The organism is Leisingera sp. SS27 (assembly GCF_028368855.1).
Taxonomy (GTDB): domain Bacteria; phylum Pseudomonadota; class Alphaproteobacteria; order Rhodobacterales; family Rhodobacteraceae; genus Leisingera.
Window position 1 is genome coordinate 214,655 of record NZ_JAQNCY010000004.1, and the last position, 25,195, is coordinate 239,849.

General features: G+C 59.2%; 25 protein-coding genes. 14 read left to right on the plus strand and 11 right to left on the minus strand.

The annotated features are described in order from the left end of the window. Positions 1-110: 110 nt before the first annotated feature. Genes N6L27_RS11130 through N6L27_RS11150 form a run of 5 tightly spaced genes read left to right on the plus strand, consistent with a single transcriptional unit; the run spans position 111 to position 7,320 of the window. Complete coding sequence (locus N6L27_RS11130; protein WP_271907318.1) at positions 111-1,892, plus strand: ABC transporter ATP-binding protein; 1,782 nt, start codon at positions 111-113, stop codon at positions 1,890-1,892. Further along, positions 1,885-3,798, plus strand: a complete 1,914-nt coding sequence (locus N6L27_RS11135) for an ABC transporter substrate-binding protein (protein WP_271907319.1) — start codon at positions 1,885-1,887, stop codon at positions 3,796-3,798. Before N6L27_RS11130 ends, N6L27_RS11135 begins: the two co-directional genes overlap by 8 nt. Further along, positions 3,798-4,826 (plus strand): ABC transporter permease, encoded by a 1,029-nt coding sequence (locus N6L27_RS11140; protein WP_271907320.1) that lies wholly within the window; start codon positions 3,798-3,800, stop codon positions 4,824-4,826. Before N6L27_RS11135 ends, N6L27_RS11140 begins: the two co-directional genes overlap by 1 nt. Then, entirely contained in the window at positions 4,823-5,977 is a 1,155-nt protein-coding gene (locus N6L27_RS11145; protein ID WP_271907321.1) for an ABC transporter permease, read from the plus strand. Before N6L27_RS11140 ends, N6L27_RS11145 begins: the two co-directional genes overlap by 4 nt. Then, positions 5,974-7,320, plus strand: a complete 1,347-nt coding sequence (locus N6L27_RS11150; protein ID WP_271907322.1) for a CoA transferase — start codon at positions 5,974-5,976, stop codon at positions 7,318-7,320. Before N6L27_RS11145 ends, N6L27_RS11150 begins: the two co-directional genes overlap by 4 nt. Positions 7,321-7,505: 185 nt before the next feature. Here the strand turns inward: N6L27_RS11150 and N6L27_RS11155 are convergent, their stop codons facing one another. Beyond that, positions 7,506-9,881, minus strand: a complete 2,376-nt coding sequence (locus N6L27_RS11155) for a mechanosensitive ion channel domain-containing protein (protein ID WP_271907323.1) — start codon at positions 9,879-9,881, stop codon at positions 7,506-7,508. 396 nt (positions 9,882-10,277) lie between these two features. On the opposite strand from N6L27_RS11155, the gene N6L27_RS11160 reads away from it, so the two are divergent. From N6L27_RS11160 to N6L27_RS11190, 7 genes are read left to right on the plus strand one after another with little or no spacing between them, the layout of a single operon-like run. Then, positions 10,278-11,504, plus strand: coding sequence for a glycosyltransferase family protein (locus N6L27_RS11160; RefSeq protein WP_271907324.1), 1,227 nt, complete (start codon positions 10,278-10,280; stop codon positions 11,502-11,504). Continuing rightward, on the plus strand, positions 11,501-12,745 hold the full coding sequence (locus N6L27_RS11165) for a glycosyltransferase (protein ID WP_271907325.1): 1,245 nt from the start codon (positions 11,501-11,503) through the stop codon (positions 12,743-12,745). Before N6L27_RS11160 ends, N6L27_RS11165 begins: the two co-directional genes overlap by 4 nt. A 5-nt stretch (positions 12,746-12,750) precedes the next feature. Further along, the gene (locus N6L27_RS11170; protein ID WP_271907326.1) at positions 12,751-13,839 is read left to right on the plus strand and encodes a glycosyltransferase family 4 protein; all 1,089 of its coding nucleotides are present in this window, start codon (positions 12,751-12,753) and stop codon (positions 13,837-13,839) included. Then, the gene (locus N6L27_RS11175; RefSeq protein ID WP_271907327.1) at positions 13,836-14,423 is read left to right on the plus strand and encodes a histidine phosphatase family protein; all 588 of its coding nucleotides are present in this window, start codon (positions 13,836-13,838) and stop codon (positions 14,421-14,423) included. Before N6L27_RS11170 ends, N6L27_RS11175 begins: the two co-directional genes overlap by 4 nt. Continuing rightward, the gene (locus N6L27_RS11180) at positions 14,420-15,556 is read left to right on the plus strand and encodes a glycosyltransferase family protein (protein ID WP_271907328.1); all 1,137 of its coding nucleotides are present in this window, start codon (positions 14,420-14,422) and stop codon (positions 15,554-15,556) included. The genes N6L27_RS11175 and N6L27_RS11180 overlap by 4 nt, the downstream gene beginning before the upstream one ends. Next, a complete protein-coding gene (locus N6L27_RS11185) occupies positions 15,553-16,311 on the plus strand; it encodes a polysaccharide deacetylase family protein (protein ID WP_271907329.1) in 759 nt (252 codons plus the stop codon). Before N6L27_RS11180 ends, N6L27_RS11185 begins: the two co-directional genes overlap by 4 nt. After that, positions 16,312-16,791, plus strand: coding sequence for a class I SAM-dependent methyltransferase (locus N6L27_RS11190; RefSeq protein ID WP_271907330.1), 480 nt, complete (start codon positions 16,312-16,314; stop codon positions 16,789-16,791). A gap of 33 nt (positions 16,792-16,824) precedes the next feature. Here the strand turns inward: N6L27_RS11190 and N6L27_RS11195 are convergent, their stop codons facing one another. Next, the gene (locus N6L27_RS11195; RefSeq protein WP_271907331.1) at positions 16,825-17,967 is read right to left on the minus strand and encodes an alpha-D-ribose 1-methylphosphonate 5-triphosphate diphosphatase; all 1,143 of its coding nucleotides are present in this window, start codon (positions 17,965-17,967) and stop codon (positions 16,825-16,827) included. A gap of 50 nt (positions 17,968-18,017) precedes the next feature. Between N6L27_RS11195 and N6L27_RS11200 the strand changes: the two genes are divergently transcribed. Continuing rightward, positions 18,018-18,701: a DUF1045 domain-containing protein gene (locus N6L27_RS11200; protein ID WP_271907332.1), complete on the plus strand. Its 684-nt coding sequence runs from the start codon at positions 18,018-18,020 to the stop codon at positions 18,699-18,701. Here the strand turns inward: N6L27_RS11200 and phnN are convergent. Genes phnN through phnG form a run of 9 tightly spaced genes read right to left on the minus strand, consistent with a single transcriptional unit; the run spans position 18,683 to position 24,339 of the window. Further along, on the minus strand, positions 18,683-19,243 hold the full coding sequence (gene phnN, locus N6L27_RS11205) for a phosphonate metabolism protein/1,5-bisphosphokinase (PRPP-forming) PhnN (protein ID WP_271907483.1): 561 nt from the start codon (positions 19,241-19,243) through the stop codon (positions 18,683-18,685). The genes N6L27_RS11200 and phnN overlap by 19 nt on opposite strands. Beyond that, positions 19,240-19,923: a phosphonate C-P lyase system protein PhnL gene (phnL, locus tag N6L27_RS11210; protein ID WP_271907333.1), complete on the minus strand. Its 684-nt coding sequence runs from the start codon at positions 19,921-19,923 to the stop codon at positions 19,240-19,242. Before phnL ends, phnN begins: the two co-directional genes overlap by 4 nt. Positions 19,924-19,932: 9 nt before the next feature. Beyond that, the gene (gene phnK / locus N6L27_RS11215) at positions 19,933-20,727 is read right to left on the minus strand and encodes a phosphonate C-P lyase system protein PhnK (protein ID WP_271907334.1); all 795 of its coding nucleotides are present in this window, start codon (positions 20,725-20,727) and stop codon (positions 19,933-19,935) included. After that, positions 20,714-21,112: a VOC family protein gene (locus tag N6L27_RS11220; RefSeq protein ID WP_271907335.1), complete on the minus strand. Its 399-nt coding sequence runs from the start codon at positions 21,110-21,112 to the stop codon at positions 20,714-20,716. Before N6L27_RS11220 ends, phnK begins: the two co-directional genes overlap by 14 nt. Then, complete coding sequence (locus tag N6L27_RS11225) at positions 21,109-21,966, minus strand: alpha-D-ribose 1-methylphosphonate 5-phosphate C-P-lyase PhnJ (protein WP_271907336.1); 858 nt, start codon at positions 21,964-21,966, stop codon at positions 21,109-21,111. The genes N6L27_RS11220 and N6L27_RS11225 overlap by 4 nt, the downstream gene beginning before the upstream one ends. After that, entirely contained in the window at positions 21,963-22,202 is a 240-nt protein-coding gene (locus tag N6L27_RS11230; protein WP_271907337.1) for a hypothetical protein, read from the minus strand. Before N6L27_RS11230 ends, N6L27_RS11225 begins: the two co-directional genes overlap by 4 nt. Then, positions 22,199-23,299, minus strand: a complete 1,101-nt coding sequence (locus tag N6L27_RS11235; RefSeq protein WP_271907338.1) for a carbon-phosphorus lyase complex subunit PhnI — start codon at positions 23,297-23,299, stop codon at positions 22,199-22,201. The genes N6L27_RS11230 and N6L27_RS11235 overlap by 4 nt, the downstream gene beginning before the upstream one ends. Before the next feature lie 3 nt (positions 23,300-23,302). Then, positions 23,303-23,887 (minus strand): phosphonate C-P lyase system protein PhnH, encoded by a 585-nt coding sequence (gene phnH, locus N6L27_RS11240; protein ID WP_271907339.1) that lies wholly within the window; start codon positions 23,885-23,887, stop codon positions 23,303-23,305. Next, positions 23,887-24,339 (minus strand): phosphonate C-P lyase system protein PhnG, encoded by a 453-nt coding sequence (gene phnG, locus N6L27_RS11245; protein WP_271907340.1) that lies wholly within the window; start codon positions 24,337-24,339, stop codon positions 23,887-23,889. The genes phnH and phnG overlap by 1 nt, the downstream gene beginning before the upstream one ends. A 106-nt stretch (positions 24,340-24,445) precedes the next feature. On the opposite strand from phnG, the gene phnF reads away from it, so the two are divergent. Further along, positions 24,446-25,159: a phosphonate metabolism transcriptional regulator PhnF gene (gene phnF / locus N6L27_RS11250; RefSeq protein WP_271907341.1), complete on the plus strand. Its 714-nt coding sequence runs from the start codon at positions 24,446-24,448 to the stop codon at positions 25,157-25,159. Positions 25,160-25,195 lie beyond the last annotated feature (36 nt).

A 25,195-nucleotide genomic window follows, 5' to 3' on the forward strand; every position in this document is an offset into this window, starting at 1 on the left:
TGGCCAAATGGGGTTTGACTAAACGGCCTCCGGCGCGCGAAGGTGTTGAAAAAAACAGGGGAAAACACAATCTCATGAGCGCCTTGAACCAGCTGGGCGGGCAATTTTGAATGCGTCCGCTGCTGTCCGTCGAAAACCTCAGCATCGGGTTTGGCAAGGGAGACTCCGTTGTCAAGGACGTCAGCTTTGCCGTCCAGCCCGGCGAAACACTTGCCTTGGTTGGGGAAAGCGGCTCGGGCAAGACGATTTCCTGCCGTGCGGTTCTACGCATTCTGCCAAAAGTGGCGCAGCTGCGTTCTGGACGGATAATTCTGGAGACCCGGGGCAAGAAGCTGGACCTTGCCACGCTTGACGAACGCTTGATGCGCGACGTGCGCGGCAATACGGTCTCAATGATATTTCAGGAGCCGATGCGGTCCCTGTCACCGCTGCACCGGATCGGAAATCAAGTATCCGAAGTCCTGTGGCTGCACGGTCGCAAATCTGAACGTGAAGCACGAAATGTGGTCCTGGAGTGTTTTGAACGGGTCGGGTTTCCTGACCCAGAACGCACCTACCGCTCCTACCCGTTCGAGCTGTCAGGGGGAATGCGCCAGCGGGCGATGATAGCCATGGCAATGGTTGCGAAGCCTGACCTGCTGATTGCGGACGAGCCGACCACGGCACTGGATGTCACCACGCAGGCGCAGGTGCTGGGGCTGATGAAGGACCTGCAGCGCGAAACCGGCATGGCGATGATCCTGGTCACCCATGATCTTGGTGTGGTTGCCAATATGGCTGAGCAGGTGGTGGTGATGCACAAGGGCAGGGTCATGGAAGCAGGGCCTGCCGAACCGATGCTGCGATCGCCGGCACATCCCTACACCAAGGCATTGTTCGACGCCGCACCGGAGATTCCGGATGCGGAAGTTGTCGCAATCCCGCCATTGCGCGATGATCTGATCCTGGAGATGAAAAATGTCTCCAAAACTTACACTCTGCGGGCAGGCAAAGGCTGGAAGGCCCCGACACTGATCCATGCCTGCCGGGAAATCGATTTGCGGGTGACCCGCGGCGAGACGCTGGCAATTGTGGGAGAGAGCGGCTCAGGCAAGACAACAGCCGCCCGGATTGCCCTGGGGGCAGAGCCTCCCGATCCCGGTGGCGAGGTTCTGTTCCGGCCAGACCCCAGCCGCCCCCCTGTCGCAGTGCATGACATGGACCGGGAAACGCGGACGGCTTTTCAGAAACAAGCTCAGATGGTGTTTCAGGATCCGTACTCGTCACTGTCACCCAGGATGCGCATTCAGGACACGCTGATGGAGCCGCTGGACATCCATCGCATAGGCACCCGTTCCGAGCGGCGCGACAAGGCTGCGGAAATGCTGCGCCTGGTAGGTCTGTCGCCTGATATGCTGAAACGCTATCCCCACGCCTTTTCCGGCGGCCAGCGCCAGCGCCTGTCAATTGCGCGGGCGCTGATGCTCGACCCAGCTCTGATAGTATGCGATGAACCGACTTCAGCACTGGACGTATCGGTTCAGGAACAAATCCTGCGGCTGCTGGAGGAAATCCGCGACCAGCACAAATTGTCCTACCTGTTTATCAGCCATGACCTGGCCGTGGTGGCACGGATTGCAGATGAAGTTGCGGTCATGCGGCGCGGGCTGATCGTCGAGCAGGCACCGCCGGAAACACTGTTCTACAATCCGCAACATCCCTATACCAAGGCTCTGATCGCTGCCCAGCCGGAGCCTGACATAGACCGGCCAATCGACCTGAAATTGGTGGCGCAGGGTGCAGGTGCCCCTGAGCACTGGCCAGAGGAGTTCAGGTTTAACGGTGCCGAAGCTCCGCCTCTGGTCGGAAAGAAACACCTGGAACCTGGCCACAAGGTGCGCTGCCATGCTTGATGCCCTGAAACCTTTGCTGGCCGCCATCTTTTGCTTTACGCCTTTGGGGGCTCTTGCAGACATCACAGTGCAGGAAAGCAACTTCTGGAAGTCAGAGGTTACGGCAGGGTACCTGCCCCCTGCTGCGAAACGCTTGCCCGAGGTGCCGCTGGTGGTCGATCTGACAGCCAAGGGCCGCGACTTTGGCCTTCAGGGCGGCACCCTCAATACGATGGTCACCCGCTCCAAGGACATCCGGCAGATGGTTGTTTACGGATACGCTCGGCTGGCAGGCTATGATGAGAAGTACCAGTTAAAGCCGGATATCCTGCTGGGATATGAAAACGAGGGGAACCGCCGCTACACGCTGAAACTTCGGCCTGGGCACCGCTGGTCCAATGGCGACGCCTTCACATCGGGCGATTTCCGCTACTGGTGGGACGACGTTGCCAACAACGAACTGCTGAGTCCCGCCGGCCCGCCTGATTTCCTGCGGGTGATGGGTAAGCTGCCGCGGGTCAGCTTCCCTGACGAAACCACAGTAATTTATGAATGGAACGACCCCAACCCCAGCTTTTTGCACATGCTGGCCCAGGCGCGCCCGCCCTTTATCTACCGCCCGGCCAAGTATCTGAAACAGTTTCATGCGGACTACGCCGACCCGGCAATTCTGGAGGAAGAAGTCGACTATGCCCGCGTGAAAAGCTGGGCTGCCCTGCACAACAAGTACGACAATATGTACAAGTTCGACAATCACGAGCTTCCGACCTTGCAGCCGTGGATCAACGCCTCGCCTGGCAAGAAGATCCGCCACCAATTTGTGCGCAACCCTTACTATCACCGGATCGACAGCCGGGGTGTCCAGCTGCCTTATATTGATACCGTCGAGATGGAGATCGTGACTGCCGGTCTGGTGGCCGCCAAATCAAATGCCGGGGAAGCCGATTTGCAGGCCCGCGGGCTGGACTTCCGCGACATTCCTATTCTGCGCAAGGGGGAAAAGGACAACTCCGGCTACAAAACCTATCTTTGGGGCAACGGTGCGGCCTCGCAAATCGCCATCTACCCGAACTTGAACACTCAGGACCCGGTGTGGCGGAACATTCTGCGCGATGTGCGGGTGCGGCGTGCTCTATCGCTTGCAATCAACCGGCGCGCAATCAACAGGGCGCTTTACTTCAATCTTGCCAAACCCGGCGCGATGACCGTTTTGGAGCAAAGCGAGCTCTTTGATCCCGCCTTTAGGGATGCATGGGCACAGTTTGACCCAGAGCACGCCAATCAATTGCTGGACGAAGCCGGGCTAACGGACAAGGACGGCTATGGCATCCGATATTTGCCTGATGGCCGTCTGATGGAACTGATCGTGGAAACCGCTGGTGAACGGCAGGAAGTGGAAAACGCCCTGCAGATCATCGCCGATGACTGGCGCGATATCGGCGTCAAGTTGATTATGCGGCCTCTGGACCGCGATATTCTCAGGAACCGCGTGTTCTCAGGAAGTTCTATGGCTTCTGCCTGGTTTGGCTGGGACAACGGCCTGCCACAGTCCTATACATCCCCCGTTTACTTGGCGCCGACTGATCAGGTCTTTCTGTCCTGGCCGAAATGGGGCCAGTTCTACCAGACCGGTGGCAATTCAGGCGAACCGCCAGACATGGCGCCGGCCCAGCAACTGCTCTCCCTTTTGCAGGACTGGGACATGGCCACGACCAAGGCCGAACGCATGGCTGCATGGCACGCCATGCTGAAAATCCACGCCGAACAGGTCTACGCCATCGGTGTGATAGCAGCTGCACCGCAACCCGTGGTCGTCAGCAACCGACTGCGCAATGTGCCGGAGAAAGCAATCTGGGCCTGGGATCCGGGCGCGCATTTCGGCGTCTACCGGCCGGATGAATTCTTTTTCGAGGATGGCCTGGACTGATGGAGATACTGCGATACGCCATCTACCGTTTTGGCACCATGCTGATGACACTTCTGGTGGTTTCGGTTCTGATCTTTGTGATTATCAACCTCCCGCCCGGAGATTACCTGTCGAACCAAATTGCCGAACTGCAGGCAACCGGACAGTCCGCAGGAGTGGCCAAGGCCGAATTCCTGCGAAAAGAGTACGCACTCGATAAGCCGCTGTGGCAGCAATACATGATCTGGATGGGCTTCATGCCTGGACCGCATGGCTTTTCCGGAATGATACAGGGAAATTTCGGCTGGTCATTCGAGTTTGACAGCCCTGTAGCCGATATTGTCGGCGACAGTTTGTGGCTGACAGTACTGGTGAACCTTGCTGCGGTAATCTTTGTCTATGCCGTCGCTCTGCCGCTTGGGGTGCTGGCGGCTGCCCGCGCCCGCAGTTGGGTCGATTACACCACCGCCTTTGTCGGATACCTCGGCCTTGCAACCCCGAACTTTCTGCTGGCGCTGATACTGTTCTATTACGGCCACCGCTGGTTTGACTTGCCGATCGGCGGGCTGATGGCACCTGAATTCGAGGGGGTCCCAATGAACTGGGAGAAGGTGAAGTCAATTCTGGTTCATCTGATTGTCCCAACTTTTGTGATCGGAACCGCCGGCGCCTCTGCTATGATGCAGCGGCTGCGCGCAAATATGCTGGACGAGCTGGGTAAACCCTATGTTGAGACCGCAATTGCAAAGGGAATGGCGCCATCGCGGATGCTCGCCAAATACCCGCTGCGGGTGGCCTTCAACCCCTTTGTTGCCGACATCGGCAATCTGCTACCCTCGATGATCTCCGGCTCTGTTCTGGTATCGGTTGTTCTGGGCCTGCAGACCATCGGCCCGACCCTGCTGACGGCGCTCAAGACTCAGGACATGTTTCTATCCGGTTTCGTGCTGATGTTCGTTGCCCTGCTCACCCTGATCGGGACGATGATTTCAGATGTTCTTCTGGTGCTGCTTGACCCCAGGATCCGCTACGAGGGGCGCGACGCATGACCCACCTGCCTGACGGACGTTTCGTCGATGATGAACCCTTTGATCCAAAGGCCTCTTTGCTGGAGCTAGAGCGCAAGGATCTGGACGCCCCAAACTGGCTGCTTGTCTGGCGCAAATTCAAGACGCACAGGCTTGGCCTCATCTCGGGTATTTTCCTGCTGATTGCCTACGGGCTGATCCCGTTTGCCGGATTCATTGCCCCTTACGGCCCGAACCAGCGGTTTTCCGAACACCTCTACTCGCCGCCGCAGTCAATCAAGCTGTTTCACGAAGGCGATTTTGTCGGCCCCTTCGTCTATCCAATGACCTCCGAGGCCAACCTGGAAACATTTCAGTGGGAGTTCAGTCCGGATACCTCGCGGCCGTTAAAACTCAAGTTCTTCTGCGAAGGCAGCACTTACTATCTTGCCGGTTTCATAGAGAGTAACAGGCACCTGTTCTGTGCTAGCGAGGAAGCCACGATCTTCATCATGGGGTCCGACCGCCTGGGCCGTGACATCTTCAGCCGCGTGTCCTATGGCGCACAGCTGTCGCTGACGGTCGGCCTGATCGGGATCACAGTCTCATTTGTGCTTGGAATCTTCTTCGGCAGCGTCGCTGGCTATTTCGGCGGCCGCGTGGACTGGGCTGTGAACCGGGTGATTGAGATCTTGCGCTCACTGCCGGAGCTGCCTTTGTGGCTTGCCCTGTCTGCTGCGGTGCCGTCAAACTGGTCGCCTGTTGCGGTGTTCTTCATTATCTCAATCATTCTTGGCATTCTTGACTGGCCCGGTCTGGCCCGCTCCGTACGCGCCAAGTTCCTGTCCTTGCGGGAAGAGGAATATGTCCGCGCCGCGGAAATGATGGGTGCCTCCTCCGGACGAGTGATCCGCAAGCATCTGCTGCCGAATTTCATGTCGCACCTGATTGCGTCAGCCACTCTGTCGATTCCGGCGATGATCCTTGGTGAAACTGCATTGTCATTTCTCGGCCTTGGCCTGCGCGCGCCTGCAGTCAGCTGGGGGGTGATGCTCAATGACGCGCAGAACCTCACGTCTGTAGAAATCTATCCTTGGCTCGCCATTCCGATGCTGCCGATTGTTGTCGTCGTGCTTGCTTTCAACTTCCTTGGCGACGGGCTGCGCGACAGCTTGGACCCGTATCAGCAATGACCCTCCTTACCAGCCTGCCCGCAGCGGGCCGGTACGAGGTAACCGGCAGCGGCCATTTGCGCAGTGCCTTTGCAGTCAGCGAACTGGCCAATGGTTCAATTGGCGCTGTGGGGCAGGAACTGGCAAGGCTGATCGCAGCGATGAACCTAGCTCCTTCTGCACCGGAAATTGCTGTGGATCAGCGGCTTGCATCACTCTGGTTCGGTTACAGCTTCCGGCCCCAAGGCTGGGAACTTCCGAACCTGTGGGATGCCTTGGCTGGCGTGTACGAAACCCAGGAAGGCTGGATCCGCCTGCACACTAACCTGCCGCTTCACCGTAAGGCCGCACTGGAAATTCTAGGCTGCCCAGGTACGAGAAATGCTGTAGCTGATGCGGTCAAACACTGGCCGGCAGACGGGCTTGAAAGCGAGATTGTGGCAGCCGGCGGCGTAGCTGCCGCCATGCGCAACCGCGCTGATTGGACGGTGCACCCTCAGGGCCGTTCAGTGGCATCAGAACCCCTGATTCACTGGTCAGATTTCTCTCCGGTCAAGATGCGGGACAGGCCGGAAGCAACGGCAGAACGGCCTTTGGCGGGATTGCGGGTGCTGGATCTTACTCGTGTTCTGGCGGGCCCGGTCTCGACCCGGACCCTGGCGGGTTTCGGGGCTGACGTGCTGCGCATCGACCCGCCTGGCTGGGATGAGCCGGGGGTGATCACAGACATCTCGCTAGGTAAGCGCATGGCCGGGCTCGATCTGACTAATGGCGAAGACCGGCTGATATTCGAAACTTTGCTTGCTCAGGCCGATGTGCTGGTGCACGGCTACCGGCCCGGTGCCTTGAATGGGCTGGGGTACGGCGCGGTGACCCGTCGGCAGCTTGCGCCAAACGCAGTCGAAGTGCAGCTGAACGCCTATGGCTGGACGGGTCCTTGGGCCGCGCGGCGCGGTTTCGACAGCTTGGTGCAAATGAGCGCGGGAATAGCCGATGCGGGCCGGCAGTGGGCCAGAACGGAAAGGCCGCATCCCTTGCCAGTGCAAGCGCTCGATCATGCCACGGGATACCTAATGGCCGCTGCAGTCCTTTCGGCTCTCACCGCGGCGGCACAAGGTGAGTTGGTGCCGCAAGCCCACCTGTCACTGGCCCGCACAGCAGAGCTGCTGGCCGGGATGAAGAAATCCACCGAAGGTCCGGAAATTATCGGACCAGTTGACAGCGATTACTCGGCATACATTGAAAAAAGCGGCTGGGGGCCTGGCCTCCGGCTTACAGCCCCGCTCCGGTTGAGCGGCGCGGCTATGTACTGGGAGTCGGCCGCAACCCGGTGCGGCAGTGCATCCGCTGCCTGGACTGATTGATTGGCGTAAAGCAAAGCACTCCTGCCCCATGCCACTTTCCGCAATGAAAAGGGTACCCGAGGTGTTTGACAGGCATCTCGCCCTCCATCACCTAGGAGAAAACGCTGCCTGCCGGTACAGCACCTGGTTCCAGCCATAGCTTGGCGAGGAGGCTGGAGAGCACAAACGCCAGAGCCCGAGCCTTCTCAACGGTCATCGCCGTCCGGGCCGCCCATGTCCTCGAGTACGTCCTCGTCTATAGCAGCCTGAACGGCACCCAGAGCAGCCTCCTTCTGTTTCGGTGTCGCCTCGTCCGCCTGATCCGGAGCAAGGCGCACCGTCACTTCACGATGCGCAAATTTGACACCTTCGCGTGCAAACAGTTCACGGATCTCCTGGTATACCCGCTTGCGCACGATCCACTGGTCACCTGGCTTGGTCATGAACTTCACCCGGATGATCATTGCCGAGTCCTGCATTTCGATCACCCCTTGCGACTTCAGCGGCTGGATAAACGTATGACCAACAACCGGATCATCCATCAGCTTTTGGCCCAGCTTCTTTATGAGCTTCCTGACTTTTTCCACATCGGTGTCGTAGGTTACCCGCAGGGGCAGCTTCATCATCACCCAATCCCGGGAATAGTTGGTCAGAACCTTGATCTCCCCAAAAGGAATGGTGTGCAGCGCGCCCAAATGATGGCGCAGCTGAAAGGAGCGGACAGATATCTTTTCGACAGTGCCCTTCACATCTCCGATGTCGATATACTCGCCCTTCCGGAAAGCGTCGTCGATCAGGAAGAAAGCGCCGGAGAAGATGTCCCGCACAAGCGTCTGCGAGCCGAAGCCCACTGCCAAGCCTACGACGCCAGCTCCGGCGAAGAGCGGGCTGACATTTATCCCCAGCTCCAGCAGCAGAATCAGGACAATCGACACCAAAACCACTGCCAGAATTGCGCCGCGGAACAGGGGCAGCAGAGTCGCCAGGCGGCTGGCGCCGCCTGCTCCACCTTCATCACCCAGCTCCGCCTCCGAAACGTCGCCCACTTCCTCGTCAATCTTGCTGTCAATCCAGATCCGGAAAAGGTGATAAACAATGTAACCGATAAACAGGATGACAGTCACATCCACTACCCGTTCGGCAGCAGTGGTCCTGAGCCAGCTGGCATCCGGGTTCCAAACAATTACCAGTGAATAAGCCCCAACGACGAAGGCCAGGATACCTGCCACTCTGCGAGCGAGGTCCTCGTAAGTGGCGATCGGATGTCTGGGCTTTAGGGGGACGTCTGCTTCGTCTCCCGGATCCTCATCCGCACTTTCCTCCTGCTCATTTCCATGCTCAGAAGAAACCCCGTCCTCGTCCCGTGCAAAGCTTTCGTCAATTGCTGGCTTTAAGGTAAGACCGCGGCGGAAATACCTTTCAATTACATAGTTGATCGCTCCATAGACCACTAGGATCGTAGTCAGAACGAAATAGCTCCCAGCCATCAGTGGAATGGAGACTTCATGTTCAAGAACGAGGTCAAAGGCCAGCTTGAGCCAGCCAAAAGCCATGTAGACCATCAGCACAGGGGCCCAGGCCACTGCCAAGACACGCACCAGCCACGAACAGTCCTCCGGCAGGCGGCCGGCCCGGATAGCATTCGAAATGGCACGGCCATTGACCAGGACCATCAGCAGGTTACCCAAGGTCGCTGCCAATGCCAGAACGCCGTAGACCAGTGCGTAGACGTTGTAATTGAGACCGAAATCCCCAACCCAAGTTGCAAAAAGTGTCGAGGAAATGTCGTAGGTTGCCAGCAAGGATGCCCAAATATATAGCCGCTTGGCATCCCGATCGGAAAATACCGGGATACGGTACTGCGCCAGATAAGGTGACAAAACCATCCGCCAAAGGTCCGACACCGTGCGAGCAAGGAAGTAGGCTGTGTAGATCGCCGTGACAGTAAACTCGATGGACGGATCACCCGAGGCGCCGAATATCAGATACGAAATCAGCGCCGCAAAGATCATTGCAAAGATCGTGGCCCCAATCCCCATGAGGAAACGAAACACTAAGAACGGCATTTTCTCCTGATACCCTTCAGGAGTTTCGCGGATACGTGAAACCACAAACTTTTTGGCAAACCGCTTGCCGTAAATCTCCACTGACAGCCAGCGTCCGACTAAAAGAAACAGTACACTCCAGCCTAGAACCTCCACGTAGGTCATGATGCGCCCGTCCGGGCTGGTCTGACGCAGGATGTACTGCATTTCGAAGACTGAATAAGGCAGAGCTTCCAGGCGGCTGCTCAGCTCCGCCCGGAACGCAGCAACTTTGGACTGCGCCTTCATCAGAGCCGATGGCTGTTCCATCGCTCCCGGCGCAGAATGGTCTTCTGGCGTCCCACCCTCGGGCGGCGCATTCAGAAATCGGCCACTGCTGTCAACAACCACAACATTGACACCACTTTCAGCCGCTTGCTCAATCGCTCGGGACAGTGCTTCTGTGCCGCCAGCGTCACTTTCTTGCGCACTGGTGTGAGCTGTCAGCCCGATCCCCAGCAGCAGACAGAGCAGGAAACGAAAAAAATAGTGCTGCATGATCTGCTATCCTCATGGAAACTTGAGTCAAATTAACCATCTGCCGGAGCGTTGCGCAAATGGCGCGCGAGCAAATTACCGTGCGCCTTGCAACATTGCCGCATGATTGCATGCACTACGGCTCCGGGCTATACAAATCCCGATATCTGCTCGTTGGGCATATCACCACAATGCCGCGGCCCAGGCCGGCAATCCGCCAGGACCTCTAACGGCAAAAGCAAATACTGACCGCGCCCCTGCCGCAAAAGGACATTGGACGCGCAAACTGAGGCGAAAGATGGCCGAGCATGGAAGCACGCGCCCGGAGACGACCGGCAGCAAAGGCTGGCGCGCCTCCTCAGCCGCCGCGGCATGCCCATTGAGGGAAGCAGCCCGGAATCCCTTTCAGGTAGTCAAATGACGGACACGGGCTTTAACCAACCCTATTCGGACACCGGCAAGCGTGGTCCCCGGATCATGTTCTACAGCCACGACACTTTCGGACTGGGTCATCTGCGGCGTTCACGGGCGCTGGCAGGAGCAATAACTGCGGCAAACCCGGACGCTTCGGCACTGATCCTTACGGGATCGCCGGTGGCAGGCAGGTTCTCATTTCCGACCCGTGTCGACCATGTGCGCCTTCCCGGCGTAATCAAGCGCTCTGACGGATCCTACGCGTCGCGCACGATGGGCATGAGCATCGAGGAAACCGCCGAACTGCGTGCGGCACTGATCCGCTCCACCGTTGAGCAATACGATCCTGATGTGCTTGTCGCCGACAAGGAACCCACCGGGTTTCGCGGCGAGCTGATGCCGGCACTGGACCTTCTGAAAACGCGCGGGCGCTGCAAGATGGTGCTGGGCCTGCGGGATGTGCTTGATGAACCGGAGGTGCTGGCAGCTGAATGGGAGCGCAAGCACGCTGTCGAAGCCACGCGTGATTTCTATGATGAGATTTGGGTTTATGGCCCCCGGTCCGTATATGACCCGACCGCGGGTCTCCCCTTCACTGCAGAGATGCAAGCCCGCATGCATTGGACCGGCTACCTGCGCCGCGATCTTGGCCACGTCGGAGAACCACCCGAGCAGCCATACCTGCTGGTCACCCCTGGCGGCGGCGGTGATGGCGAGATGATGGTGGATCTGGTGCTGTCAGCATATGAAGCCGACCCGGCACTCTCTCCGCGCGCGGTACTGGTTTACGGCCCCTTCCTGTCCGGCGAGACCCGGCAGGATTTTGAGGATCGGGTTGCCCGGCTGAACGGCCGTGTCACCGCTGTCGGCTTCGAATCTCAGATTGAGACTTTGTTTGCTGGCGCTCAGGGCGTGGTCTGCATGGGGGGATACAACACGTTCTGCGAGGTTCTGTCTTTTGACAAACCTGCAGTTATTGTGCCCCGCACCACCCCTCGGCTGGAGCAGTGGATACGCGCCAGCCGGGCTGAAGAAATTGGCCTGACGACTATGCTGGATGAAACCCGGGATGGCTGGACCGCGTCGGCATTGGCCAAGGCAATCCGGGCCCTGGCCACCCAGCCCCCGCCTTCCGCCGCCGGCTCCGAAGGGCTGCTGGACGGGCTTAACTATGTGACCCGGCGTGTTGCCGCGCTGCTTTTGGACACCCGCAAAGAGGCCGCCGAATGAGCATTGCCCGCCCGCCCCTTGCGGTGGTGGTAAAGGGCTGGCCACGCCTGTCCGAAACCTTCATCGCCCAGGAACTGGTTGCACTGGAAGCCGTTGGCCATGCTTTTGAGATTTGGTCGCTGCGCCACCCTACGGACATCAAACGCCATCCCTTGCATGCACAGCTTAAGGCGCGTGTAAATTACCTGCCTGAATACCTCCATGAAGAACCGGTCCGGGTCTGGCGCGCGCGCGAAATTGCTCAGCAATTGCCTGGATACCGCGCGGCCTACCGCATTTGGCGGGCCGACTTGCGCCGTGACGCGACGCCTAACCGTATCCGCCGTTTCGGCCAGGCTTGTGTTCTGGCGGCGGAAATGCCCGATGGGGTTCTGGGCCTCTACGCGCATTTCCTGCACACTCCCTCCTCTGTTGCTCGCTATGCGGCAATCATGCGGGGATTGCCGTGGAGCTTTTCAGCCCACGCCAAGGATATCTGGACTTCACCAGGATGGGAAATCCAGGAAAAGCTCTCCGCAGCCCATTACGGCGCTGCCTTCGGCGCCACGTGCACTGGCTTTGGTGCCAAGCATCTGCAGGAAGCGGCGGATACACCTGAACGTGTTGATCTGGTCTATCACGGGCTGGACCTGACCCGTTTTCCTGCGCCGCCGGAACGCCGGCCGCGCCAGCCTCAAGACCCTATCCGCTTCATGTCGGTCGGCCGCTTGGTCGAAAAAAAAGGGTTCGACCGCCTGATAGCCGCGCTGGCTTTGCTGCCTGCAGGACTTGACTGGCACTGGACTCATATCGGCGGCGGCGGGCTGGATGATCTTTTGCAAGGTATGTCCGAAGATGCAGGGATTGCCGATCGCGTCACTTGGCGCGGCGCCTGTGACCAGCCGGAGGTAATCGAAGAAATGCGCACATCTGACCTTTTCGTACTGCCTAGCCGGGTAGCAGCTGATGGTGACAGGGACGGACTGCCGAACGTGCTGATGGAGGCGGCCTCGCAGGCTTTACCGATCTTGTCGACCCCTGTCTCAGCGATCCCGGAGTTCATAGATCACGGAATCCACGGGCTTTTGAGCGAAGACAGCCCGGAGGCGCTGGCGGAGAGCCTGCTCCACGCCGCCCGGCACCCCCAGAAACTGACAGAAATGGCTCAGGCCGCTTTAGCCCGTTTGCGCAGCGATTTCGGCATGGATCCTGGAATTACCCAGCTTTCGGGACGGCTGAATTCCATGTTGAAGAACGGCTGACCTTCATGCTGCCGGGAGCCGGAAAGCGCGTTGCCTTTTACGCGCCGATGAAACCGCCGTACCATCCTGTTCCCTCCGGCGACCGCGAAATTTCGCGCAACCTGATGGTCCTGCTAGAGTCCAGCGGCGCTGAGGTGCAGCTTGCATCGGACTTGCGGGTTTATGACAAACACGGTGATACTTCCAGGCAAACTGCCCTGCGCGCCGAGGCTGATGCCGAAATCCGCAGGCTGATCGAGCAGATGCCTGAAGCGGACCTTTGGGTCACGTATCACAACTACTACAAAGCCCCGGACCTGATCGGCCCAGTCGTGGCGCGCGCCCGGGGTGTCCCATACGTACAAATCGAATCTACCCGCGCCCAAAAACGCCTAACCGGCCCTTGGTCTGATTTCGCTGAAGCGGCTCACACGGCCGCTGATGCTGCAAATGCAATATTCTATTTCACAGAACAGGACCGATTTGCGTTGGATCGTGACCGGCATGGCAGCCAGATCATCACTTGCTTGCCGCCCTTCCTTCCGCGTGAGGGGCTGCCTGTTCTCTCTTCTCTGGACGGCCCCATCCTGACAGCCGGCATGATGCGCCCTGGAGACAAACTAGCCTCCTACAGCATCATAGCAGAAACGCTCGCCCACCTGCCGGGAAAGTGGCGCCTGGATATCGCAGGCGATGGTCCGGCTCGGCCTGAGGTCGAGGCACTTATGGCCCCCTTTGCGGATAGGGTCCGTTTCCTGGGCCAACTCACTCGCGCGGAACTGGCTGCAGCCTATGCAAAGGCCAGCTTGTTTCTGTGGCCCGGAGTGAACGAAGCCTTTGGCATGGTTTATCTGGAGGCCCAGGCCCATGGACTTCCAGTTGCGGCTCAGGACCGCCCAGGAGTGCGGGACGTACTGTTGTCCAAACCCTACCCTGCACCGGAATCAGGGGCACAGGCTCTCGCATCCTTTACCGCCCAGCTGCTTGAAAACTCTGAGCTGCGTGCAGAAACTGCCAAGGATGCCCGCGACTATGTTTCAAACAAGCACCTTGCTCCCGCTGCCGCTCAGGCTTTTTGGGGAACAGTTCTGCCTCTGAAGGACCCCGCCGCATGATCCGCCTTGCTCTACTACGCCACGGGCATACTGCCTGGAACCGCGCCGGCCGCATCCAAGGCCGCAGTGACATACCGCTAGACCGCGCTGCCCGCGCAGAGCTAATCGGCTACACCTTGCCAAAGGACTGGCAGCAGGCAGAGCTTTGGTCCAGTCCACTGACACGTGCAGCGGAAACCGCCCTTCTCGTCGCCGGACACAACCCTCGAACTGCATCAGAACTCATCGAAATGAACTGGGGAGATTGGGAAGGGCTCCACGGTTTAGATCTGAAGGCTGCTCCGGACAGCGGATTTCGCGACATCGAAGAATGGGGCTGGAACTACCGTCCACCCGGGGGAGAGAGCCCGGCGCAAGTCTGGTCGCGTATCGAACCTTGGCTTTATGCGCTGAAACAGGATGCTATTGCCGTTTGCCATATCGGTATCATGCGAATGATATTGGCACGGGCGCATGACTGGGATTTCGATGGCCCCGCCCCATTCCGCATAAAGCGAAACCGCCTGTTCGTAGTCGAGATTGATGGTCGAGACCTTCGCCCCTGGCCGGACCCGGTCCGGCTGCTCCGCAAGGATGCCTCATGAAAGTTCTGATTGCCGTCACGCATCTGCTGGGTACTGGCCATTTGTCCAGAGCCCTCACACTGGCACGGGCTTTCATCGAAAAGGGCCACCGGGTGCAAGTCATCTCCGGAGGGTTACCGGCACCGCAGCTCACAACTGAAGGGGTTGAGTTGCTTCAGCTGCCTCCGTTGCGCTCCGACGGGGTGAACTTCACCCGCCTCCTGACAGAAAACAGTACGCTAGCTAATGAAGCATACTTGGCACAACGACAGGCAGCCCTTTGCGTTGCGCTGAGGAACTTGCGACCCGACGTGTTGATCACAGAACTCTACCCTTTTGGCCGGCGCTCCCTGCGAAGGGAGTTCCTAGCTCTGCTTGAAACTGCCCAAACACTGCCTCGGCGGCCGGTAATCCTGTCCTCTATCCGCGACATCCTCGCCCCTCCTTCCAAGCCGGAGAAGGCGGAAAAGGCCGACGCACTGATCGCAAAGTACTTCGACGCGGTGCTGGTTCACTCTGATCCCGCAGCCACCCGGCTCAACGCCAGCTGGCCGGTCTCTGATATTCTGGCAGCCAAACTGCGCTACACGGGGTATGTGGCCCCGGCCGCTGCTGGTTCTCACCCGGATCACGCAGGCGCCGGCGAAGTGCTCGTGAGCGCTGGCGGCGGCAGCGTAGGAACACCGCTCTATCGCTGCGCCCTGGAGGCCGCCAGGCTGATGCCGGGCACGCCCTGGCGATTGCTCGTTGGCGGCTCAGATGCCGATGTTCGCATTGCAGAGTTTTCCAAGTCCAGGTCCCCTGCTCTGCTGGAGCCTGCCCGTCAGGACTTCCGCCAGATGCTTTCCTACGCCGCAGCCTCCGTCAGCATGTGCGGCTACAATACTGCATTGGATATTTTGCAGGCTGGCACACCTGCTGTTTTTGTGCCCTTCGACGCTGGAAACGAGACCGAGCAAGGTCTGCGCGCGGCCAGTCTCGCACCACTGAAGGGCATAGAAGTCCTGGAAACTGCCTGCCTTTCTCCTGAATCGCTATGCGCTGCGGTCAAGACGGCAATGCAGGCACCGCCGCGGCTTACAGGCGGTTTCAGGTTTGACGGAGCAGCCCGGAGCGTGGAGATTGCCGCAGAACTTGCGGGAGGGCGCGAATGAAACCTGATTGGAGCGGGCTGGACCAGGAACTGGACCACTGGCAGCAGGCAGGGCTGAGGCTGCCTCTTTGGTGGAGGGACGATGATGCAATGTCCCAATCTTCTGAACTGGAACGGTTGGCCGCTCTCTCGGCAGACCTAGATCTTCCGGTACATTTGGCCGTGATCCCGCAAGGCGCGACACCTGATCTGGCCCGTTTCATTGCGGAGCATCCAACACTCGTCCCGGTCGTCCACGGCTGGGCTCACCAGAACCATGCACCGGCTGGCGAAAAGAAAGCCGAATTCGGCGCGCACCGACCGCTGGAAGAACTGCTGGATGACGCCGAGCGCGGCCTGACTGCGATGCAGAACTTGTTTGGCGGTTGCCTGCGTCCAATGTTTGTACCGCCGTGGAACCGGATTTCACCGGAAATGCTAACTTGGCTAGCAGGCGCCGGCTATACTGCTGTTTCAACCTTCACTCCCCGCAAGGCTGCCAAACCCGCTTCCGGCCTGTTGCGGGTAAACACGCATCTGGATCCGATAGACTGGAAAGGTGGCCGCGGCCTGCTACCCTTGGACAATCTGATAATGCAGGTGACACGTCAGTTGCGCGACCGCCGAATGGGCGATGCGGACAATACGGAACCCTATGGGCTCCTCACCCACCACCTTGTCCATGATGACGCAATCTGGTCCTTCATCGGCGCGCTCGCAAAGCGGCTTCTTGATGGTCCGGGTGAGGCCTGGATCTATGACGAAAGGATGTCTTGAATGAGCCGTCTCGACTCCATGCTGCGCCGTCTGACTGCCCAGCGCGACGGGTTGAACTGGGCCGCGGACCAGATCAACCAGGTCAAAGGCGATGTTCTGGATATGGGGCTCGGCAACGGGCGCACCTATGACCATTTACGCGAGATCATGAGTCCCCGCCGGATCTGGGTGATTGACAGGATTCTGCAATGCCATCCATCCTGCGTCCCGCCGGAAAAGGACTTCCTGCAAGGCGAAGCCAGGCCGATGCTGGAGCAGCTTGCGGCAAGTGGTCACAAAGTCGCCCTCGCACACTATGACTTCGGTTTCGGGATCAAGGAAAAAGACGTTGCCGAAGCTGCCGCACTCTCACCAGTGATTGCTCAAGTCATGGTCCCCGGCGGGATCATCGTTTCCGGCCAGCCTCTGACCGGCTTTGAGGAGTTGAGTGGCCCCGACGGCATCCCGGCCGGGCGCTATATGTTTTACCGCGCCAGCTGAATGCGACCTTCGCCGGACTCAGGCTCACCGCACCTAAGCTACCCGCACTCCGCGCGCCCAGACACCTCGCAAAGCGGGCACCCCCGCCAGCATGCTGAACCGGACCAGGTCAGCACGTTTGCCTGCTTCCAGCCGCCCGCGGTCATCAAGCCCGACCGCAGCAGCGGGCGCATGGGTAACAGTGCCCAATCCTCGCGCCAAATCACCCCATAGCTCTCCCAGCTTGACTGCAGACATTAACAGCGCGGCAGGCACATAGTCAGACGAAAGAATGTCCAGCAGTTCCAGGTCTGCCAATTCATGCGCGGCAACGTTGCCTGAATGCGATCCGCCGCGTATCAGGTTTGGCGCCCCCATCATGACTTTGATGCCTTGCAAACGGCACGCCTGCGCGGCCTCGACCGTCGTAGGAAATTCAGCTAGGCGGATCCCATGGCCTGCGGACACCGCCACCTGAGCTGCGGTTGTGTCGTCGTGGCTCGCCAGCACAGCACCAAATCGTTTGGCCGCGGCAACAGCCGCCGCTTCGTGCAGTGCGCCATAACTTGCCTGCAGTTCCATCAGATGCGCTACATGCGATTTAAAGGCGGCATCATCAAACCCGTGTTTGCCTTTTACATATTGCTCCAGCTTGGCGAGGTCGCGGAACTGGCGCTGGCCCGGTGTGTGATCCATGAGAGAGACCAGTCCGACCCGATCTTCTTCTCCGAAGGCATTCAATTCCTCCACTAGCGTATCAGTGCAGACCTCCGCCCGAAGGTGCAGGAAATGCGAGATTTTCAGAGCGTTCGCCGCGCGCAAGTCCAAAAGCTCAGACGCCAATTTCCGGGCATACGCGCCATAATGGCTTTCCCGGCGGCTGATCGATCCCACGCGCATAGCGTCAAACACTGTCGTGATGCCGGTGCCCGCGAGCTCCGTGTCATGAGCAATAATGGCGCTGGCATGCGGCCAGTCCACCTTCGGACGCGGCTGAATATGGCGTTCCAGGTTATCAGTATGCAGTTCCACCAGGCCAGGGCTAACGAAATCCCCTTGGCAATCTATTGCGCCCGCGGGGACCGATGCTCCGTCGGAAATGTCTGCTATCACACCGCGTGTAACTTTTACGCTGCCGGTCCGGATCTCGCCCGGAAGAACCAAAGCAGCATTGGCAAGGATCATCTCTTCTGTCATCTGAGCTTCACATCTTTCGAGCTATGGAAGGCCACGTTTAGGAGGCCAATGTGACATTCACGCGATACGCTATCTATTACGCCCCGCCCGCCGATGCGGAATGGAGCCGGTTTGCAGCCAGCTGGCTAGGCTGGGACATGGAGACGGGCACTTACCTGCCGCATCCCGATATTGCAGGGCTGGGCATCGGCGCGTTCACTGAAGCGCCGCGAAAGTATGGGCTGCACGCGACGATGAAGCCGCCGATGCGACTGGCCGAAGGGCACACGCAGGCAGCGCTTGAAGCCGCCTGCAAAACCTTTGCGTCTTCGCAGAAGCCTGTTGGGCTCGACGGCCTTCACTTGGCCCGCCTTGGCCGTTTTCTCGCTTTGCGCCCAACCGGAGACGAGGCTGCATTGAACAGCCTTGCGGCAAATTGCGTGACTGAATTCGATATGTTTCGAGCGCCGCCGCCCGCGGCAGATCTGGACCGCCGCCGCGCTGCTGGCCTGACGCCGGAGCAGGATGAGAACCTCACTCGCTGGGGCTACCCGTATGTTCTCAGTCATTTCCGCTTTCACATTACCCTGACGGGAAAGCTGCCCAAACCAGAACTGCCCGCCGTGGAGGCCGCACTGAATGAGCACCTTATCCCATTGTTGCCTGCGCCTTTTGTGATCCGCGACCTGGCGCTGGTGGGCGAAGCGACGGATGGCAGGTTTCACGTCATCCATCGCTATGCACTCTCCGGCTGAACAACAGCCAGCGCAGCGTTCACCGCAGCACTAAGCGGTCCGCTGTTGTCGACCTGATGGACCCGGCGCAAGCCCGCAGGCAGCGGCTTTATCGCGCGGGCCAGACGCCGCTGCACTTCATCTTCGCTCTCCCTGCCGCGGGCAGCAAGGCGCTCTGCCAGCACCTGCGGGCGCGCAGTCACCGAAAGCACAATGAAGTGGCCGAACTTTTCCTGAGCCTCCAGCAACACCGCACGGGACAAGTTTACCAGCACACCACCAGCTCCTTCACGCAGGGTCTCGATGTCCCGCGGGATTCCATAGTGGAGCCCATGCGCATGCCAATGCAGCGAAAAGACTCCGGCTTCGGCAAGGGCAGAAAACTCGTCTTTAGATACGGCCTGGTAGTCTTCGCCACCGGATTCGGGCGCTCTAGTAATCACCCTGCGCATCAGCCGCAGTTGCGGGCCTGAGACAGCTAGAGCGGACATGAGGCTGTCCTTTCCAACACCAGATGGCCCAACCACCGCAATGACCGGACCTTTTTGTGCCTCACTGCTCATGCCATGACCTTCGGTGAAAAATCCGAGACATCCACGAAACGGTCGCATACTGCTTCTCGGGCGGCCTCATCATGGAAGATCCCGATAATGGCCGCCCCCCGTGCCTTGGCGGTTTCGATCAGGCCCAGAACGGTAGCGCGGTTTTGCGCATCAAGGCTGGCCGTTGGCTCATCCAGCAGCATCGCGGGATAGTCATAAGCAAAGCCTCGGGCGATATTCACCCGCTGTTGTTCACCGCCGGAAAAGGTCGTAGGGCTCAGGCCCCAAAGCCGTTCCGGTATGCTGAGCTGTGCCAGCAGAGAGGCCGCCTTGTCGCGAGCCTGCTGCACGGAAGTTCCAGCCACCAGCAAAGGCTCAGCAACGACATCCAACGTCGGCACCCGTGGGACGACACGCAAGAACTGGCTGACATAGCCCAAGGTTTCGCGGCGCAACGCCAGTATTTCACGCGGCTCGGCCAAGGCAACATCGACACCTCCAACCATGACACTGCCAGAAGCCGCCAAATAGTTGCCATAGATTAACCGCATCAAAGTGGACTTGCCCGCACCAGACACTCCAGTCAGCCCGACGCATTCTCCGCGTTTCACGCTGAGTGTTGCGTTTTGCATTACCGGGATCACCGCCCCGCCCTGGTTGTGCAAGGTAAAACTCTTGCTCACATTGTTCAGTTCTATCATGCCTTGCCCTCACACCTGCAGCACGCTGGAAACCAGCAGCTGGGTATAGCTGTGCTGGGGATCGTCCAGCACCTGGTCGGTCAGCCCGGTTTCCACCACACGGCCGTCCTTCATGACCATCAGCCGGTCAGCCAGCAGCCGCACCACGGCCAGATCATGAGTTACTATAATGGCGCTTAGCCCCATCTCCCGCACCAGCCCGCGCAAGAGGTCAAGAAGACGTGCCTGGACAGAGACATCCAACCCGCCGGTCGGCTCATCCATGAAGACCAGCCGTGGGCCGGTCACCAGGTTGCGGGCGATCTGAAGCCGCTGCTGCATGCCGCCAGAGAAAGCCAAGGGGCGGTCATCAATCCGGTTCTCGCTGATCTCAACCCGCCCGAGCCAGTCAACTGCCCGCTCCCGGATTGACCCATAGTGGCGGTTCCCCACAGCCATCAGCCGCTCACCGATGTTGCCGCCGGCCGATACCGACATCCTCAATCCGTCACGGGCATGCTGATGCACAAACGCCCAGTCGGTTCGGCTCAGCATCCTGCGCTCCGGTTCGGACATGGTAACGGTATCCACTGGCCCGTCTGCGCGGGTGTCAAAGATCACCTCGCCCCGGTCCGGAGGCTGATGGCCCGCCAGACTGTTCAGCAATGTTGATTTGCCAGACCCGCTTTCGCCGACGATCCCCATCACTTCCCCGGGATAGAGATCAAAGCTCACATCCGTGCAGCCGACCCGGGCGCCATAGTGTTTCGCAACGTTCTTCACCTGCAGCAGCGGCACTGCCGGTTTTCCATCATCTCGGGTCATAGGAGAACTCCAGCCGGGTCCCGCCCGGTTCAAGGATCATGAAATGCTTCTTGGGGCCGCTGCCCGAGAGTTCAGGAGAGAATTCAACCACGACACCCGGCCACCTGCTGATCCGGCCGAAAAGGTCTTCCAGCGCGGCCTCATCCGGAACTTTCAGCGCGGCGTGATGCAAGCCTATGTTGGCCCTGCGGTCAAAGCCCGCACCCTGCTCTACCTGCTGCCAAAGCGTCAGCTTGGCATGGCCGTTGGTAACATAGGCCGAAGGATAATCAGGGTTCCCGCCGAATTGCTCCCACCCCAGGCAATCCGTGAAAAAACCAAGGCTGGCGTCAAGATCACCCACTGTCAGCCCCAGATGGTCAATGCCCAGTACATCCATGCTCATGCTGCTTGTTCTCCCATACGGCCAAGGTGGCCCGCTTCGCGCCGCGTGCGGCAATAATCCGTGTCCGAGCAGACAAACATCCTGCAGCCAGCGTCATCCAGGATCACCTCATCCAGATAGCTGTCCTCCGCACCGCAGAGGTCGCACGGGTGCTCAGCCTTGGTTGCTTCAAACGGGTAATCCTCAAAGTCCAGAGACACGACCCTGGTATAGGGCGGCACTGCATAGATGCGCTGCTCACGGCCCGCACCAAAAAGCTGGATTGCAGCCATCTCCATTTTCGGGTTGTCAAACTTCGGGATCGGAGAGGGATCCATCACATAGCGCCCCTCCACCTTGACCGGATATGCATAGGCAGTAGCGATGGCGCCATGCTGACTGATGTCCTCATAAAGCTTCACATGCATCAGCCCGTATTCCTGCAAGGCATGCATCTTACGGGTCTCGGTTTCCCGCGGCTCCAGAAAACGCAGAGGCTCCGGGATCGGCACCTGATACACTAGGATCTGCTCCTCAGTCAGCTCCGCCTCCGGTATCCGGTGACGGGTCTGGATGACGCTGGCCTTCTTCGTTTCCTCAGTGGTCGCAACGCCTGCTGTTTTTTCAAAGAACTGTCGGATCGACACTGCATTGGTGGTGTCATCCGCGCCCTGGTCGATCACTTTCAGCGTATCGTCCAGCGTCAGGGCCGCAGCAGAGACCTGCACGCCCCCGGTACCCCAGCCATAGGGCATCGGCATCTCGCGGCTGGCAAAAGGCACTTGATAGCCCGGCACCGCCAACCCCTTCAGGATTGCCCGGCGGATCATCCGCTTGGTTTGCTCGTCCAGATATGCGAAGTTGTAATCGCTCATGGCTTTTCCTTTACCGCCCAACTGAGGGAGCATCGGCTTTGCAAGACATTCCTGTCGTCGCCATTCTGCTTTTCGCCTTTGCGGTTTTCGTAATCGTTCAAATCATTCGCACGCCAACGCGCAAAACCACCCCTCGCAGAACAAGCAGTTCCGATGCTGGCGTGACATTTGGTTTCGTTGGACATGACAGTTGCGATGGTGGCGGCGACGGAGGCGGAGGCTGCGACTGAACTCATTCCGCCGTCTCCCTTGACGCAAGCGTTTCAGCCAGTTCCGCGGCTTCACGGCGCAGCTTGCGGACCAGCTCCAGTTCAGACTGAAAGTCCACGTAGTGCGGCAGCTTGATGTGCTCCAGAAATCCAGTAGCTTGGATATTGTCTGAGTGGCTCAGGACAAACTCCTCATCCTGCGCAGGTGCCCCCAGATTCTCCTCTCCCAGTTCCTCCCAGCGCAGCGCGCGGTCAACCAGCGCCATAGCGATAGATTTGCGCTCCGACTGCCCGAAGACCAGCCCGTAGCCGCGGGTGAATTGCGGCGGCACCTTCTTGGAGCCCTTGAACTGGTTCACCGTCTCGCATTCGGTCAGTTCCACCTCTGCTACTTCAATGGCAAAACCCAACTCCGGGATCTCCATTTCCACCGGAACGGTGCCGATGCGCAGCTCTCCGACAAAGGCATGGTTGCGCGCATAGCCGCGCTGGGTGGAGTAGGCCATGCCCAGGATAAATCCCTCGTCACCGCGGGTCAGTGATTGCAGGCGCACTGCCCTGCCGGCCGGAAAGCCCATCGGTTCGCGCGTTAGATCGCCCGGCACGGCGTCCGAGATCGGCTCGCGCTCAATAATGTCCTCCCCCTGCAGGAAGGCAGTGATATGCGGCGTGGCTTGCTCACGAGGCTCGGCAACCGGGGCTTCAGGAACTTCACCGTCGGCGGCCAATTTGAAATCCAGCAAGCGGTGGGTGTAATCAAATGTCGGACCAAGCACCTGCCCGCCCGGCGCATCCTTAAAAGTCGCCGAAATTCGCCGGTCACAGGTCATCTCGCTGGTTTCCACCGGCCGGGAGTAACCGAACCGTGGCAAGGTAGTACGATAGGCGCGGATCAGGAAAATTGCCTCGATCAGATCACCTCGCGCCTGCTTTATTGCCAGCGCGGCAAGCTCGGGGTCGTACAAAGACCCTTCGGCCATCACCCGATTCACTGCAAGGCTCAGCTGCTCGCGGATCTGAGCGAGAGAAAGCTGCGCCACATCAGTATCACCCCGACGCTCTTCGGCGAGCCAGGCATGAGCGTTTGCAATGGCGCGCTCGCCACCCTTCACTGCTACATACATCGCCTAGGCCCCCACGGTGACTTGAGTTGACCGCGGAAGCGCCGCGATCTGCGATCCAGAGGAAAAGAAGAAGTCCAGTCCCAGCGGATACAAAGCTGCGTTGGCTTGGAACGCGGCAATTTCTGGCAACTGCATGGAAGCGGTTGATTTGATCCCCGGGCCGTTCAGTCCAGCATTCGGCACATTCAGGCTGCGCATTTCAACAATCAACGTGGCCGAGCGGTCGGGATATTCCGCGGTCCCGATGCGAAAGCGGCTGAGCGGCTGCAACTCTTGCCAACAACCCAAGGCAAAACCCGCCTGCTCAGCAGAAACGATCGGTGCGCCGGTGTGAAAAGCCAGCCAGCCGCGCAGAGCCTCGCTGTCCACATCAGGCGCTAAATACACGCCGGTTTCAGGATCGCACAAAGTCAGCAGAAGACTGCCTGCAGCAACCGAAATCCCCTCCGGCGGGGCTGCACCAGTTATCTCCTGCACCTTGCCGGGGCGTGCCATCGCGTTCATCGCCGCTCGGAAAGCTTGCGCAGCAGCGACCGGCGGATTGCTGAAGCCGCCCGTAAAAACAGTGTTCCGGGATTGCTGACACATCAGTCCTCTCCCCGTACCATCGTAAAAAACTCGACCTTGGTTGCGGCAGCCTTGGACGCGCGGGAAGTTTTCTTCGCCTGCCGCGCTTGTGCCAGCGGCACCAGCACTGCTGCGCTCAATGCCTCGGCAGCACCGGTTTGCATCAGCGCATCAATCTTGGCTGCAATCTCCGCTTTCCCCTTGCTCCGGCCTTGCACATAGCCATGGCCGACCGTGCCGTCGGCCAGCGAAAGAGCGCACCGGGTGACGGTCATTTCACCCAGATTGAACGGGGCGCCAGAACTCCCCATGCGACCGCGGACCATTACGCCGCCTGCTTCGGGCGCGCGCAGGAACTTAAAATCCGGGTCTACCCCGAAGTTCTTCCAAAGCTCGGTCAGCCGGGCTTCATCAGCACAAGCCAGCAAGCTCATCCAGCCTTTACGGTCTTCTGCTGAATCAAGGGTATTCATTTGTCTAAGCCTCTTGCTAAGCTGTCTACATCACCTATACAACTAGACAAATGTTATCCGAGTCGCCTTCTTCGGCGCAATACCAGAGTTGTGAAAGTTCCGTGACATGGCCCGCACCCCCGTCTGGAAATCCATTGCCATTGCCCTGACCGACGACATCGCGCAGGGCCGCTATGAAACCGGCGGCAAGCTGCCCGCCGAAGCACAACTGTCTGCGCGTTTCGGGGTGAACCGGCACACCGTGCGCAGGGCGCTAGCAGAAATGGCTGAGCAGGGTCTTGTTTTTCCCAGGCGCGGCGCCGGTGTTTTCGTGGCTGCGAAACCCACAGACTATCCAATCGGAAAGCGGGTGCGCTTTCACCAAAACCTCACCCGCGAAGGCCGCAACCCCGCCAAACAGATCCTGACTCTGGAGACGCGCATTGCTGCACCGCGCGAAGCAAATGCTCTGCAGCTGGATCCGGGTGCTGAGGTGCATGTCTATGACGGGCTGTCACTGGCAGACGGCCAGCCCATTGCATTGTTTCAGAGCATCTTTCCTGCGGACCGCTTTCCCGGGATTCTCGATGCCCTGCAGGAGCAGCATTCGGTCACCGCTGCGCTTCAGAAGCTTGGAGTTGAAGATTACACCCGGATCGAGACCCGGATCACCGCGAAGCTTGCAACTGCAATGCAGGCACTGCATCTCAAAATCGCCGAAGGCAGTCCAATCTTGCGCACAACAGGCGTCAATGCTGATCCTCAGGGGCAGCCTGTTGAGTTTGGCCGCACCTGGTTTGCCGGCGACCGGGTAACACTCACCGTGGGCCGCGAAACCTGAGGACGCACTCCATAAACACTAAGAGCCCCCCGCCAA